At 40.9% G+C, this 13,961-nt stretch carries 11 protein-coding genes; 6 read left to right on the top strand and 5 right to left on the bottom strand.

Going from position 1 to position 13,961, the window contains the following annotated elements; genetic code table 11:
- Window positions 1–1,446: 1,446 nt before the first annotated feature.
- Together R8N49_RS17130 and R8N49_RS17125 are read right to left on the bottom strand one after the other, a co-directional pair.
- Complete coding sequence (locus R8N49_RS17130; protein WP_048626766.1) at window positions 1,447–1,821, bottom strand: hypothetical protein; 375 nt, start codon at window positions 1,819–1,821, stop codon at window positions 1,447–1,449.
- A 1-nt stretch (window position 1,822) separates the two neighbouring features.
- Window positions 1,823–3,022, bottom strand: a complete 1,200-nt coding sequence (locus R8N49_RS17125; RefSeq protein WP_048626765.1) for a hypothetical protein — start codon at window positions 3,020–3,022, stop codon at window positions 1,823–1,825.
- Between the two features lie 310 nt (window positions 3,023–3,332).
- Between R8N49_RS17125 and R8N49_RS17120 the strand changes: the two genes are divergently transcribed.
- Window positions 3,333–3,743, top strand: coding sequence for a hypothetical protein (locus R8N49_RS17120; protein ID WP_140316754.1), 411 nt, complete (start codon window positions 3,333–3,335; stop codon window positions 3,741–3,743).
- 152 nt (window positions 3,744–3,895) lie between these two features.
- On the opposite strand, the gene R8N49_RS31025 is transcribed toward R8N49_RS17120, so the two are convergent.
- The 3 genes from R8N49_RS31025 to R8N49_RS17110 are packed head-to-tail and all read right to left on the bottom strand — an operon-like array spanning window position 3,896 to window position 5,949.
- Window positions 3,896–4,234 carry a type II toxin-antitoxin system RnlB family antitoxin gene (locus R8N49_RS31025; RefSeq protein ID WP_409373628.1) on the bottom strand — a complete coding sequence of 113 codons (339 nt, stop codon included), beginning with the start codon at window positions 4,232–4,234 and terminating at the stop codon, window positions 3,896–3,898.
- Between the two features lies 1 nt (window position 4,235).
- On the bottom strand, window positions 4,236–5,309 hold the full coding sequence (locus tag R8N49_RS17115; protein ID WP_228084587.1) for a type II toxin-antitoxin system RnlA family toxin: 1,074 nt from the start codon (window positions 5,307–5,309) through the stop codon (window positions 4,236–4,238).
- Window positions 5,310–5,352: 43 nt separating this feature from the next.
- Window positions 5,353–5,949, bottom strand: coding sequence for a tyrosine-type recombinase/integrase (locus tag R8N49_RS17110; protein ID WP_228084586.1), 597 nt, complete (start codon window positions 5,947–5,949; stop codon window positions 5,353–5,355).
- A 109-nt stretch (window positions 5,950–6,058) separates the two neighbouring features.
- Between R8N49_RS17110 and R8N49_RS17105 the strand changes: the two genes are divergently transcribed.
- From R8N49_RS17105 to R8N49_RS17085, 5 genes are all read left to right on the top strand, one after another.
- Window positions 6,059–7,762 (top strand): type I restriction-modification system subunit M, encoded by a 1,704-nt coding sequence (locus R8N49_RS17105; RefSeq protein ID WP_228084585.1) that lies wholly within the window; start codon window positions 6,059–6,061, stop codon window positions 7,760–7,762.
- The gene (locus tag R8N49_RS17100; RefSeq protein WP_318190023.1) at window positions 7,752–9,026 is read left to right on the top strand and encodes a restriction endonuclease subunit S; all 1,275 of its coding nucleotides are present in this window, start codon (window positions 7,752–7,754) and stop codon (window positions 9,024–9,026) included. Before R8N49_RS17105 ends, R8N49_RS17100 begins: the two co-directional genes overlap by 11 nt.
- A complete protein-coding gene (locus R8N49_RS17095; RefSeq protein WP_318190022.1) occupies window positions 9,019–9,492 on the top strand; it encodes a hypothetical protein in 474 nt (157 codons plus the stop codon). Before R8N49_RS17100 ends, R8N49_RS17095 begins: the two co-directional genes overlap by 8 nt.
- Before the next feature lie 67 nt (window positions 9,493–9,559).
- Window positions 9,560–12,499 carry an AAA family ATPase gene (locus R8N49_RS17090; protein ID WP_318190021.1) on the top strand — a complete coding sequence of 980 codons (2,940 nt, stop codon included), beginning with the start codon at window positions 9,560–9,562 and terminating at the stop codon, window positions 12,497–12,499.
- Window positions 12,496–13,920 (top strand): tetratricopeptide repeat protein, encoded by a 1,425-nt coding sequence (locus R8N49_RS17085; protein WP_318072097.1) that lies wholly within the window; start codon window positions 12,496–12,498, stop codon window positions 13,918–13,920. Before R8N49_RS17090 ends, R8N49_RS17085 begins: the two co-directional genes overlap by 4 nt.
- The last annotated feature ends 41 nt before the right edge of the window (window positions 13,921–13,961 follow it).

The raw sequence follows: 13,961 nt of genomic DNA, 5'->3' as shown, positions 1-13,961 counted from the left end.
TTTGATCACTTCATTTATTCGCATCATTTTTTGATGCGAATAACCTTGGGACAGAAGCGCCTTAGTATAATTGACCTAAAACGTTTGTGCCCCATTGTGATTCCGTGCTGAAAGTTGTTTACATCTAATCAATGCGAGTTTGATCTATCCAAAGTTATCCGATGGAGTCTAGAAGTCAGCCTTTCTAAAATGATGCGTCATTATGCAATCCAATCTCAACTTATTTTAATTAACTCATTGGTTCTCAATTGATTGATCTTTAAAAAACTGAACTGTGATTAATCTTTTTTATAGTAAGTATGTTACTTTAGAATTTGGCAGTTATTTATTAAATCGTTGTAAGAGTCAAATATGTTCTTAAGTAAAAAAATAATCTTAACTATTTTGCTAGTAACAATTTCAGGATGTTCAACAAACGTCTATTACGCCAAGATGGGAGTCTCTCAACAAGAAGTAGATCGTGACGCCTATATTTGCACTCAAGAATCAATGACTTACTCTAGCTATTCTAGTGCATCTGTAAATAGCTTTAGCGGAAGCGGGTACTCTTCATCGGGTAGTTCTCCCGATCTAAATCTCTTTACTATGTGTATGAGAGCGAAGGGGTATACGGTATCAAATAGGCCTATCCAGCAAATTGAGGCTCCTACAACAACTAGCGCATATTATTCAAGCAGCCCAGAGTGTGTTGATTGGTCTAGAGCTACAGTTAGTGAGTCAGGTGAGATCTTTTGTAATGATTAATGAAAGTTTTTCTAATCTGATCGGAGCGGCTTAGAACAACACCTAAATCGTTTTTGTCCGTGCGACCTGAAGTCGTATGAAGCGCTGTTCACCGCTATATGAGTGAACCATCTTTATCACCAGATGACCCTAAGGCTCTGAATAAAGCAGTGAGCCTGACAATGTAACGAAGTTCAGTGAACCACTGAACGGGAAAAGAATCGCGAGAAGATGTTCCTCCTGAAAACCACGATTTGGGTAAGTGCTAGGGTGTCAGCATGATGAATGAAAGTGAATCCATGTAAGATGCGTTATACGATGAAACAGCGGAAGTGGTTAATACGCTGTGACAAAAAGGTACGAGAGTTGGAAAGCAGCGTCTATGCAGGTCAATGCGACTTCCTGTTACAGTGATGATTACGGTAATACATCATGCTCAAATGGATTGTCAGCATATAGCGACGATTATGGAAACATTACTTACAGTGATGGTACCTCGTCATATACGGACGATTATGGTAACACTACTTGTTACTGATAAAGACAGTTGCTGAGTTAGTGCTCTTTGAGGAATATAACAAGGAGCGCCGACTATTCTTGGGATAAAAGCGCCTTAGTTTTAAACTCGAATTGTGATCTACTTAGTCGACAAGTAGAAAGAGACTGGCAACATTCGCTGCCAGTTTGAAACGGCATTCTGACTGGAGTGTGTATTTTTACATTTTACTTCATTAAACGAAGAAATTGAGGATTAGAAACCTGCATCTGCAAGCTATTTTTGTATTCCGTGATTTTTCCTCGCACACAGACTTTTTGCTCATTAAATCTAGTCAGTTGACCAAAGCGGTTCTCAAAGCCTTTCAGGTTATCATCCCAAATTAAAATTGCTAACGATTGGTTCGGGTATGGCTTATCTAGATTTAGGTAAGTCGCCTTTCTACCCTTGTGCACTTGGGCCACGACTCCACAAGCCATTACTGTCTCACCAACATGAAAAGCGGCACGGTATGATTCAATCCTTTGTTCATTGGCCCTGACTTGAGTTGGTAGTGCCATTAAAGAAAGACATAAGGTTCCGACTAATGCTAAGTTTTTCATTTTAGAATATCTCAATTTGATTATTGTATTTTACGATTATCTGAGGCTGGCCATTAAATGAAGTGATATCACCTGAGATACAGAGTCTTTGATTTAAAAAGTGTTGGAACTGCTCACCGTATCTTAACACATTGTCTGCATCTGAGTCCCAAACAACAGCCCTAAACGTTGTGTTCGGGGATGGGTATTCAAAATTAAGGTAAGTCCCTTTAGAAAAGGCTTTAACCTCTTTGGCAACTCCGCACACGACCTGATATGTCCCAACCAAGCTTTTTGCTTGGCTGGTTGCAATAGCCCCTTGCTTGTGTAACTCCCCCGCCCGAGTTGGTACCGCTTCATCAACGTTAACTTCTACCCATTCATGGATACTTTTTTTATCATCGGTTTTGACATCATTACCATTAGAGCTTGTTAAGTTGTCAATTTCTATCATTGACTTACCGGAAGCATTCATAATGCTTATAGCAGCTCCACGGTCATCTATGGGCTGCTTCAATTCATTGAAATCTGGCACTTCAGATTTTGTCCACAGAAAGATAACTCCAACTAATACGGTAGATAACGCAACACTTATACCTAACCAAAAACTAGATTTAGACCCGGAAACCTTTTGGTTGGTCACCAACTCTTTTGTGGGGGCTTGTTGTTGTGGCGCTCTTATTTCTTCAACCAATGTTCTGAGTTGGTTAATTTCATCTTCAATCGATTTATGATTATGGCTTGAACGCTCCAGTTCATTGATTTTCTTCTCGTACCATTCCATCAAACGTTCTCGTTCTCGAACCTTACTTTCTTCAGTGATCTTATTGGTCGATTGAAGGTGAAGGGTTTGTCTAATCTTAGCCACAACTTCAGAAGACTCCCAGATCATTTGTTTGTTGCTAAAACGAAGCACCATGCCAAATTTAGTTATCAGTGAATTTTGACGAACAAGAAAATCTTTCCAGCGTTGATGATTAATATCTTTATATGTCCCATCTAGCTCAATTGGCAGGAAGTAACCTTTACTTTCATTCACAATCATGAAATCGATATAACGGTTACCACCGTTGTCATCGATAAAATGAAATTGAGGTACTACATCTGCGGGGCTAATCTCTGGTATTTGAGATAGAATCTTGTCAACAAATGCCTCCTCATACCCTACAACATGATCAATTTGTTTTTTGTATTTTATTTTCCAAGTACGCCAGTTGTTCATAACTTATTGTATATTCTAATGTTGGAGTCCAAGCTTTCTAAGCTCGATAGGTAAAAGCGCATTGATTTTTAATAGAGCGGTTATAACCTACTAAAGCCTCAGCGAAAACCCTAGACTCCAAACTTTCTAAAGCATCAGCTTCTAGTTTAGGCGGGTTAGAGTGTCAATGTACATACACAGTCCCGATTTGAGCTATATATTTAAGGTTACAAGCACTTAAGAGTAATTCCCAACACTAGGCATTTTTCATTCCATCTATACTAATTAATGGGGCGCTCTACCTAGATGGTTTTAAGCCGAAAGGAAATAAATGATAAAATTAATGTACAGTCTAAGCCTACTTGTCTTTTTAGGAAGCGTACCAAGCTTGTCTTCAGCCAAAGCTACCGACATTAACTGTAGAGATTTTGCTGCGCTATCTGGTGTTTCGACTCATGAAGACTACAAGAAGTCGAAGTCTACAGCCGAACAGTTCAATCTTTTCAGAGACGTGATTGCAGATTATGCAGGGCGTATTGTGGCTCACGAGCCATTATCCAAACGCAACAATGCTCTACAATTTGTTCTTAAAAACGAAAAAATGAAATCATTTGTTATTGGAAATGCATTTGAAATGACGGTCGATTTTTGCGTTGATCAAAAAGATGTTCCTATGAAAAATGTCGCTATTGAACAGTTTGATTACCTTCTTGACGCGATAGAAAAGAAAATTGGTAAGTAAACCATTTGTATATTTTTACAAGCATTAAGGAGAACAAATAATGTTCAGTAAAATAACTATATCTTGTGAACACACTTGTGAGCACTAGCATTCAGTCTTGCTCTGGGACAAAAGCGACTTACGAGCAGTGAAGCGAAACGCTACAGTTTCAGCTAGGAGAGGATCGATGCCTCTAAATAATTAGGATTTTGTTTGAAGTATGCGGCTTGTAGATGTTTTAGATCTTCGTACAGGGTTGAGTTGTTAATTTCTACTATTCTATACGTATTTCTGACTAGCTTCCCCCCGTCAAACTCCATTGAAATAAATCGATTCCATTCGTCGCCGTTGGAGCAGAGAAGATCAAAAATCACTAGTTGAGGATTAGAGCCAAGTTTGTTTACCAATACCGAAGATATCTCAGACAGGTTGGACAATGGGCTTTCGAAGCTTGTAGCTGTAGCTAAAGCCAATGCCTCATTTTTTAGTCGTAGCTGTCTGATTGATATCATGTTATTTATACATCTCTTTTATTAATTCGTGCGCATTTTTAGACAATGCGATTAATTGTTCGAAGTTCCCCAATAGGCGGCTACCATCAGTTATATCGGCCATGTGAAATAACCCATGACGATGCTTGTGATACCAACTATAGGCATCTCCTAGTTTTGAACGCACCGCGGCATCAGCGACTAACTGAGAGTACTCCTTGCTTAAAGCATAGCTCCCCGGAGACAAGTAGCTAAAGAAATCTCCCAATTGACGTCCGTCAATCTCAATACCGCAACTAGTAAGTTTATCTTTCACTGCACCCTCTAAGGAGCGAAGATCTGGATAGAGGAGTAAGGAGTAGTCAGGTAGCACAGGGGTTGCGAGCTTAACACATATGCTAGACAAAAGTAACTTTCGTATTGCTTGGGGAAGCTTTTCGCTAACTTCACCAAACTCACTTTCAAGAAATTGCACGGCCATTTCTACACGAACAATTTCTGCACTGCTATCATCCTGACGAATTAATACTTTGTCTAAACATGATAAGTCGAGAAGTTCTGTCAAAAAGTAAACAAACTCTCTATAGCATGATAGGGGCTTTCCCTGAATTTGAAGCTTGTGAGTCCCTTTATGATGAGTCACAGTGATTGAATCTTGATAGGTCTTGGAAGTGAGCTTTGACACTTTTCGTGAAGGGGTTTCTTCCTCGACGATCCTTTCAACATGCTCCGATTGCTCAAGTAGTTCTTCAAATACTGGCTCAATATCTTGTTCGTAGATCCCTATAAGGACTAAGTTAACAGTATTAAACTCATCAGGATGGATGGTTTCGTATAGTGTGTCAGCTATTGCTTTGCCCAATTCTCGATTCTTGCCAATCATATACTGGAGTGTACAAGTGCCGCACTGGTTAAAATGAATATCCAGCATCGAGTCTTCTATGCCGACTTTGCCTACAACGGCTCTAAGTCCATTCCCTCCGGGGCGTTGTTCTAGGCTTCTTACCTCAAAAGCGTTTGTCACCGCAAACTGCTGAATCGTAGCTTCAATAACCTCTCGATTCAGGTTAATTCTTTGATAGTTTCTTTCTTCCATTGCTCAGCTATTCTTTTAGGTGTTGGGTTAAAGGTTTGCTTTGTTATGTCTCACAACTCTCCGAAATCCTTAGCGCATCTTCAATCTCGACACCAAGGTATTCAATCGTGCTTTCTAACTTAGCATGACCCAGAAGCAACTGGATAGCACGTAAGTTCTTGGTTTTGGCGTAGATCAAAGAAGCTTTAGTTCGTCGTAGCGAGTGCGTGCCGTATTGAGTTTTATCTAAACCGATATCCGTTACCCATCGGTTAACCATAGTTGTGTAGTAATGGTAAGAGATTGGTTGACCTTGACGACGTGGGCTTGGGAAGACGTAGTCGGTTGGTGTCAGACCATTCAGGATAATCCATTGAGACAAGGTTTGTTGGGTCTTAGGCGTGATCTCGAAGTGCACTTCTTGATGGGTTTTCTGTTGCTTCACAATAGCTCGTGACATCACGCAGCCACTGCGGCTTACGTCTTGTACCTTTAGGTTACGCAAGTCACACGCTCTGAGTTTGCTATCTATGGCAAGGTTGAAAAGCGCTAGCTCGAACAGTCGTTCTTCAAGCTCCAACCGAATTCGAATTCGCCAAATGTCTTCCAATTTAAACGCTTTCTTCTGCCCAACTCTTTTACCTTTATTCCAAGCAGCCATAATGTGCTCCTTACTTCATAAAAATCACTGTTAAGTAAGGCAGAACTCAAGGAAATTTGCGTAGTTACTGGTATCATAAGGCCAATTTTTCGAACTCAAGAAACCCGTAATGAACGAACAAGAACAACTATTCCTGAAAGAGCTGGAAAGCAAGCTCTGGACTGCCGCAGACAAACTCCGTGCGTCACTCGATGCCTCTCAATACAAACATGCGGTGCTTGGCTTAATATTCGTTAAATACGTGTCTGACGCCTTCATGCTGCGCCAAGAAGAGCTAAAACAAGACTTTGCCAACCCTGACCACGAGTATTTCCTCGATCCTGAGGGTTACTCGGCTGAAGAACTTGAACAAGAAATCGCAATTGAGCTGGAACAACGCGATTACTACAAAGAGAAAAACGTGTTTTGGTTGCCTACTGAATCTCGTTGGAAGTTTCTGCAAGACAATGGCCCGATGGTCATTGGTGGTGCCGATTTGGTCATTGATGGTAAGACGAAGAAAATCACTTCTGTTGGGCATCTAATTGATAATGCATTGGAAGGGATTGAGCGCGACAACCAGAAACTAAAAGGTGTTCTCAACAAGCACTACGCATCGCTAAAAATTGATCAGGCAAAACTTAATGAGCTGATTAACCTAATCGCGACCATTCCATTCAATCATAAGTCGCTTAACAGCAAAGATATTCTTGGTCATATTTACGAATACTTCTTAGGCCAATTTGCGCTTGCTGAAGGTAAGAAAGGTGGTCAGTTCTACACGCCTGCATCAATCGTTTCGCTGATTGTTGAGATGATTGAACCGTTTGAAGGCCGTGTGTATGACCCAGCAATGGGTTCCGGCGGCTTCTTTGTGCAATCTGAAAAGTTCATTGAGCGCCGCGCTAACCAAAAAGAGATTGACCCGCTTACGCAAAAACAAAGAATCTCGATTTATGGTCAAGAATACAACTACACAACATGGCAGCTTGCTGCGATGAACATGGCAATCCGTGGCTTGGATTATGATTTTGGTAAGGAGCCTGCCAGTACCTATACCAACGACCAACACCCTGATTTACGAGCTGACTACATTATGGCTAACCCACCTTTCAACATGAAAGAGTGGAATACAGGTGTCGATGATAATGATCCGCGCTGGGTATATGGCACACCCCCTTCAGGCAACGCTAACTTTGCTTGGATGCAGCATATGCTTTACCACCTTGCACCTGATGGTTCTCAAGCGTTGCTACTTGCCAATGGTTCGATGAGTTCAACTACTAACAACGAAGGTGAAATTCGTGCGGCCTTAGTCGAGAACGATTTTGTCGAGTGTATGGTTGCGCTTCCGGGACAACTGTTTACCAACACCCAAATCCCTGCTTGTATCTGGTTCTTAACCAAAAACAAAAAGGCTCGTACTGATAAAGCAGGTCGTAAGCTGCGTGCTCGTAAAGGTGAAGTGCTGTTTATTGATGCTCGTAACCTTGGCTACATGAAAGACCGTGTTCTACGTGATTTCACCCGTGATGATATTCAGAAAGTCGCTGATCTTTACCATGCATGGAAAACAGGCACAGAAGTGAATGGTATCGCTTATGAAGACCAAGCAGGTTTCTGTAAATCAGCAACCCTTGAAGAAATTACCAAGCATGATTTTGTACTGACTCCGGGACGTTATGTTGGCGCGACTGAAGAGCTAGACGATGGTATTCCATTTAGTGAGAAGATGGCTGCACTAACCGCTAAGTTGAGTGAGCAGTTTGCTGAGTCAGCAACGCTAGAAGCTGAGATCAAGAAGAACCTAGCGGGGTTGGGTTATGAGCTTTGAGAAGAAACCTATAACTGAAATAGTTGATTTCAACCCTAAAAGGGCAATAAAGAAAGGCTCTGTCGCACCATTTATTGACATGGCAGCGCTCCCTGTATCGAGTCGAGATGTTGATGAGATTACCGAGAAGGAATTTAAAAGTGGTGGTGCAAAATTTTGCAATGGAGATACTCTTTTTGCTCGCATTACTCCTTGCTTGGAAAATGGTAAGACAGCAAAGGTTTCTGGTCTAGATAAAAATCAAAATGGTTTTGGCTCAACAGAGTTCATCGTTATGTCTGCGAAAGACCAAGAGCACGACGAAGATTATGTATATTATTTAGCTCGATTGCCCGAGTTTCGGGCTTATGCAAAGGCTCGAATGGAAGGAACCTCAGGTCGTCAGCGTGTTCCTTGGCAGTCACTAGCGGAATTTGAATATCCTCTGCCTAGCAAAGAGCAGAGAAAACTGGCTGGTAACTTTTTTCGAGCTATCGACGATAAAATATCTTTAAATACACAAACCAACCAAACCCTAGAACAAATGGCGCAAGCCATCTTTAAGTCATGGTTTGTCGACTTCGATCCAGTGAAAGCCAAGATAAATGGCGAGCAACCAGAGGGGATGGATGCGGCTACTGCCTCGCTATTCCCCGAAAAGCTCGTTGAGTCTGAGCTAGGTTTGATACCTGAGGGGTGGAATTTATCAGAGATTGGAGATGAGGTTACTGTTGTAGGTGGTGGTACCCCCTCTAAAAAGAACGATGATTTCTGGGTCGATGGTCACATTCACTGGACATCACCAAAAGACCTTTCAGGCGTTCAAGAGAAGGTATTGTTGGACACTGCAAGCAAGCTAACTGAGGCTGGCTTAAAGAAAGTTAGTTCAGGCTTACTGCCTGTGGATACTGTTCTTTTATCATCTAGAGCGCCAGTTGGATATCTCGCTCTTGCCAAGGTTCCACTCGCTGTTAACCAAGGCTACATTGCAATGAAATGCGAAAAGGTACTACCGCCAGAGTTCGTACTTCAATGGTGTGTACATCGTATGGATGAAATTAAGCAACGAGCGAGTGGCAGTACCTTTGCCGAGATTAGTAAGAAAAACTTCAAGCCTATTTCTGTTGTTGTTCCGAATGAAGAAGTGCTAATTGCATATAAAAAATTGGTGAAGCCACTCTATGATGCCATTACATCTAATGTTCGCCAAAGTGAGCAGCTTTCAACTCTTCGTGACACCTTACTTCCCAAACTGTTATCAGGAGCGGTGACTATCAGTGAGTAAGCAAAGTGGATTACACCAGAGAGCGTATTCATCGCTTAAGCTCCTTGATGAGCAGCGGTATCAGGCTAGGGCTTCTAGGCTATTCACCCAAGAGCCTAGCTTAGCTGTACTTCTGTTGTGGTGTAATATCGAAGTGCTTCTTCGGTTGCATAAATACCATCATAAAATTCAGGATGGTTGGCCGGATAAATTAGTCTTCATAAGAGCTAATTGGGGGCCACTGAAGCACATCAAAGGGCTTGATGTGGATGCGTACAATGCAATTTTTGTTGGTCAAAAATCTCTTTGGAAGCAGCGGGATGTGATAGCACACACGGGAAAATATATTTCTGAAGATGAAGTAAACCATTTTGTTAAACACGCTAACTTCGTTATCAATATTCTCTCTTCAAATTTACCAACTAGAGAAGATTTTTTGAGTAAAAAAAGGCGGAGTGATGCGCAGAAAAATAGGAAAAAGAAATGATGTTTCCTACATTGCTTTCCGGAGAAATTAAGTGGCCCAATAGTTTAATCTGGAGGGATTAAGAGTTATGAGTAATTTCAATTTTCTAACAGACATCAGCCCTGAACTCGCTCAATTTGGTAAAAGTGCAGAGTTGTATTGCTATGATGATAAGCAGGTAGTATTAGTGAAACTTAGGTGTTTTACTGAATTAGTCGTTGGGGAGATTTATTCACGTTTATCTCTAACCCCACCTGTTCGTGATGATTTATATAATCGACTGCGCAGCTACGAATTCAAGGATGTTGTCAGTGACAAGGGAATTTGGGCCAAGTTAGATGTATTGCGACATAAAGGTAACAAGGCTGCCCACTCTAGCAATGGTTCAGACGACATTTCCCTCAATGAAACACTCTGGTTAATCAAAGAAGCTTATTTAGTCGCCCGTTGGTATGCTCAAGCCATTCTCAATCAGCCTATCACTCCGCCAGAGTTTGTTGATCCGGTAAAACCTATCGACCAGACATCTCGCTTAGAAGCAGAGTTAGAGCGCCAACGTCAAGAACTCAATAAACGAGAAGCTGAATTAAAGACCCAACTTGCTGATAATAGTGATAAATATCAACAACAGACGAATGAGCTAATAGCTCAACTAGACGAAAAAAACGACACACTTTCCAATGTAAAAAAAGAGCAAGCACTATTACAGATTGAACTTGAACAAAAACAAAAAGATCTAGTCGCTTCACAACAAGCCTTCTTTGATTACAGGACGCGTGAAGAGTTTAAACAAGCTAGTATTTCATCAGCTTCAAGCTTTGATCTTGATATGGAAGTGACGCGCCGAAATATTGATATATTTGATTGCTTTGAAGGAGTAAGTTTAACTAAAGGTCAAAACCAAATAGTTAAGCAAATAAATGAGTTTCTAACCGATACCAAACAAAACGTATTTTTACTTAATGGTTATGCAGGTACAGGTAAGACATTTATAACTAAAGGATTTACTCAGTACCTAGAAAGAATTGGTCGTGAATTCGCTATTATGGCCCCGACGGGGAAAGCCGCGAAAGTGATATCAGACAAAACAATGCAACCTGCCAGCACTATTCACCGCGTGATATACAATTATGACAACGTGAAAGAGTACAAAGTTGACGGTGTGGAAGGGTCTGAAACTTATCGTTGCTATGCTGACCTTAAAGTCAATGTAGATACCGCGGAAGCTGTTTATATAATTGATGAAGCGTCAATGGTTTCTGACAGATATTCCGATGGTGAGTTTTTTCGTTTTGGGAGTGGATATCTATTAAAAGACTTGCTCAAGTACATAAATATTGACCACAACGATCATAATAAGAAAGTTATTTTTATTGGTGATAATGCACAGTTGCCACCTGTTGGAATGAATACGTCACCAGCGCTAGATGCCAGTTACCTTAAAGAAAATTATCAAGTCGCTGTGGCTTCAGGGTACTTGACTGAAGTTGTTCGTCAAAAAGGTGATAGTGGTGTTTTGAACAATGCTGCCATGTTGCGTGACGGTTTAGAGCAAAATCTTTTCAATAAACTGAAATTTGAAGTTAATGATCATGATGTATTTAATTTGTCCTCGGAAAATCTACTTAGCACTTATCTAGACTCATGTGATAGAAAAGTTAGTCGTACAGGAGAAAGTATTATTATTGCTTCTTCAAACCGACAAGTAGCTGAGTATAACCGTTTGGTTAGAGAGTACTTCTTTACTGGTCAACAGCAAATGGTCGCGGGAGATAAAGTCATTTCGGTAGCAAATCACTATCGAGCAGACGCTTGTATTACCAATGGTGAATTTGGCATGATCAAGGAAGTACTATCTCCTCATTCTGAGTTGATTAGTGTTGTCATTAGCGTCAAAGGTGACACTGGTGACATGGTTAAGCGAAAAGTAAATCTGAGTTTTAGGGATGTGATTCTAGGCTTTCGCAACGACTATGGTGAACCATTCTTCTTTGAAGCCAAAATTGTAGAAAACCTACTTTACAATGATCAGCCGACCTTATCGTCAGATGAGCACAAAGCACTCTATGTTCACTTTTTAAATCGACACCCAGAACTGAGACGTAAAGGTAATGAACAAAAGCTTAGAATTGCATTATTGCAAGATCCTTATTTCAATGCTTTTAAAATTAAGTTTGGTTATTCCATTACTGGACACAAAGCACAGGGTAGCGAATGGAAAACTGTTTTCTTACAGTGTCAAACACACCAAAAAGCCTTAACTAAAGATTACTTCCGCTGGTTATACACCGCTATAACGAGAACTTCTGGCATCCTGTATGTAATGAATCCACCTCAGTTGCGCTTAGGAGATGGAATGAAAATAGCAGGAGTCTATCAACCAAAAGCAGTAGACCTCAACAATTCTGTTCCGCAAGGCGTTGAGGTTGTGCGACCAAGTACCGAAGCAACAAACTCAGTAACCACAGTGAAGTTTGATTTTCAGACTGACATCCCGCAACTTAAAAAGTTATACCAACTTGTTCATGCATGTATTGAAGGTACAGGGATTACTGTAGTGGATGTCCTTCATTATAACTATCAAGATCGTTACATCTTGCAGCGAGGGAACGAGCAGGCTTCGATAAGTTTTAATTACAAGGGTAACTGGAAAGTGTCTGGCGTAAAGAGCATTGCTCAAGATGGGTTCGATGTTGAACTCATGGCTTTGCTTGGTCAATTAGAAGGTACTTTGCTTGATGTCCCTGAGTCTTCAAAGGATACTCAGTTCCACTTTTCAGAGCCATTCTTAGAAGAGTTTTATCTAAATGTACTGGGTCAAATCAGCAGTGTTGGAGCTGATATAAGCAAAATTGAATCTCGTTCATTTTGTGAAAGATATGCATTTGTTAAAGGCAATGAGTTGGCGGTGATTGAGTTTTGGTACAACAAGTCTAGCCAATTTACTAAAGTTCAACCTATGCCTCAGCTTAGTAATTCCACAAGGCTTATTGACGAAATAATATGTCAAATAGGTGTGCTTCTATGAATGAGCCAGCTAATCGTACAGTAAATAATTTGAGAAAAAGCGGAGACCTGCAAGGAGCTTGGGAGTTTGGTTTTCAAGCGTTGCAGGCAGCTCCCCAAGATACTTACTTGAAAGGTGCTTTATTTTGGGTGTGTTATGAGTTTCTCAAGCACCAGCTTGAAAATCTAAATAAGCGAGCGAGTTCTTCAAACAACTACCGTCCTACTGATTTTGAATTTGAGCAAATAGAGAACTTGCTGCAAACCATAGTAAATTTAGATATTGCTACTGGCGGCCTAGAGTACAAAATGCTGCTGGTTCAGTTTAAGAAGAGTTTGGAATGGTTTCCAACCTTGATTCACCTTGTGCTTCGACATCAAACTGCGCTGTTTGATGGTGAGGCTAAAACGCCTTTTCAAGCTGAAAAAGGTGAAGTGCCAAGTTTGATGCTCTCAACAGCACGCCAAGTGGCGAGTGCATGGCTTAGAGCACGAGAGTATTGGCATCTAGATCTTAACCAAGTGATGGCATTTATTAACCAAACACGCGAGCAAGCCTCTGACACTAAACATATGATGTGGCTTGATTACGACCAAGCGAAGTGCCTAGTTGTTGCGGGCCAATACGATCAGGCTCGCGAACTCATTCTACCCATTTTAAGAAAGAAGCAAAAAGAGTCTTGGGCTTGGGGAGCGTTGGCGGCTACTTATTCAAAACAAGATCAGAGTTTAGCAATGAAGTTTTTTGCTAGGGGAATAGTATCCGCACATGACGTTACTTTTAGTTTGCGTTTATTACAGGGAATTATTCCTTTATTACTTGCAAATCAACAGCAAGCTGAAGCCTCAATGTGCCTAAAAACGGCTATTGCGGCTTATCAAACTCATGGGTGGAAGCTAAAGCAAGAGTTAGAACAGCTATCTATGCAGCCTTGGTATGATTCTGGTGTCGATGAAAAGCAACTGAGTCCTTTTTTAAACTCTATTTCTCACGACGCTTTAAATTACTTGCATGGGCCGATGGAGAAGGTTGTTGCTATCGTAGAGAATATCCATAAATCCGGTAAAGGCTTTCAAGTATTCGTAAATAAGTCGACATCACTATCAGTTCGCATGGGGGTTCATAAAGGTAAGCAGAAACCTCAGGCTGGTGACTATGTTGAGCTATCCGTAGCGAGTGTTGATGGAAACAAAGAAGTAGTAGCTTCCTCATCGTCCAAGCAAGTAGATATGGCTGATGTTTCGTATGTAGAGGGTACGCTTCGAATAGCACCCAAAGGCTTTGGATTTGTCGAGGATACTTTTGTTCCTCCCTTTGTTATAGGTAATTTAAAAAATGAATCAAAAGTCAGAGCACTCCGTATCATGAGTTGGGACAAATCTAAAGCTCGCCACAACTGGAAAGCTATTAAGTTAACGGAACTAAATTTTAATGAATGCTAAGTCGCTTTCCGGCGAAATCGAGTTAGACGTCGAAAGGGTTA

It is taken from the genome of Vibrio sp. 1978 (assembly GCF_033344345.1).
Note: the sequence above shows the minus strand (reverse complement) of the source record. Positions and strands in the feature narration are given on the sequence as shown.

Coding starts and splice junctions, on each gene's coding strand:
- R8N49_RS17105 (WP_228084585.1), top strand. CDS start 6,059: ATGAACGAACAAGAACAACTATTCCTGAAAGAGCTGGAAAGCAAGCTC.
- R8N49_RS17085 (WP_318072097.1), top strand. CDS start 12,496: ATGAATGAGCCAGCTAATCGTACAGTAAATAATTTGAGAAAAAGCGGA.
- R8N49_RS17090 (WP_318190021.1), top strand. CDS start 9,560: ATGAGTAATTTCAATTTTCTAACAGACATCAGCCCTGAACTCGCTCAA.
- R8N49_RS31025 (WP_409373628.1), bottom strand. CDS start 4,234: ATGATATCAATCAGACAGCTACGACTAAAAAATGAGGCATTGGCTTTA.
- R8N49_RS17130 (WP_048626766.1), bottom strand. CDS start 1,821: ATGAAAAACTTAGCATTAGTCGGAACCTTATGTCTTTCTTTAATGGCA.
- R8N49_RS17110 (WP_228084586.1), bottom strand. CDS start 5,949: ATGGCTGCTTGGAATAAAGGTAAAAGAGTTGGGCAGAAGAAAGCGTTT.
- R8N49_RS17125 (WP_048626765.1), bottom strand. CDS start 3,022: ATGAACAACTGGCGTACTTGGAAAATAAAATACAAAAAACAAATTGAT.
- R8N49_RS17115 (WP_228084587.1), bottom strand. CDS start 5,309: ATGGAAGAAAGAAACTATCAAAGAATTAACCTGAATCGAGAGGTTATT.
- R8N49_RS17100 (WP_318190023.1), top strand. CDS start 7,752: ATGAGCTTTGAGAAGAAACCTATAACTGAAATAGTTGATTTCAACCCT.
- R8N49_RS17120 (WP_140316754.1), top strand. CDS start 3,333: ATGATAAAATTAATGTACAGTCTAAGCCTACTTGTCTTTTTAGGAAGC.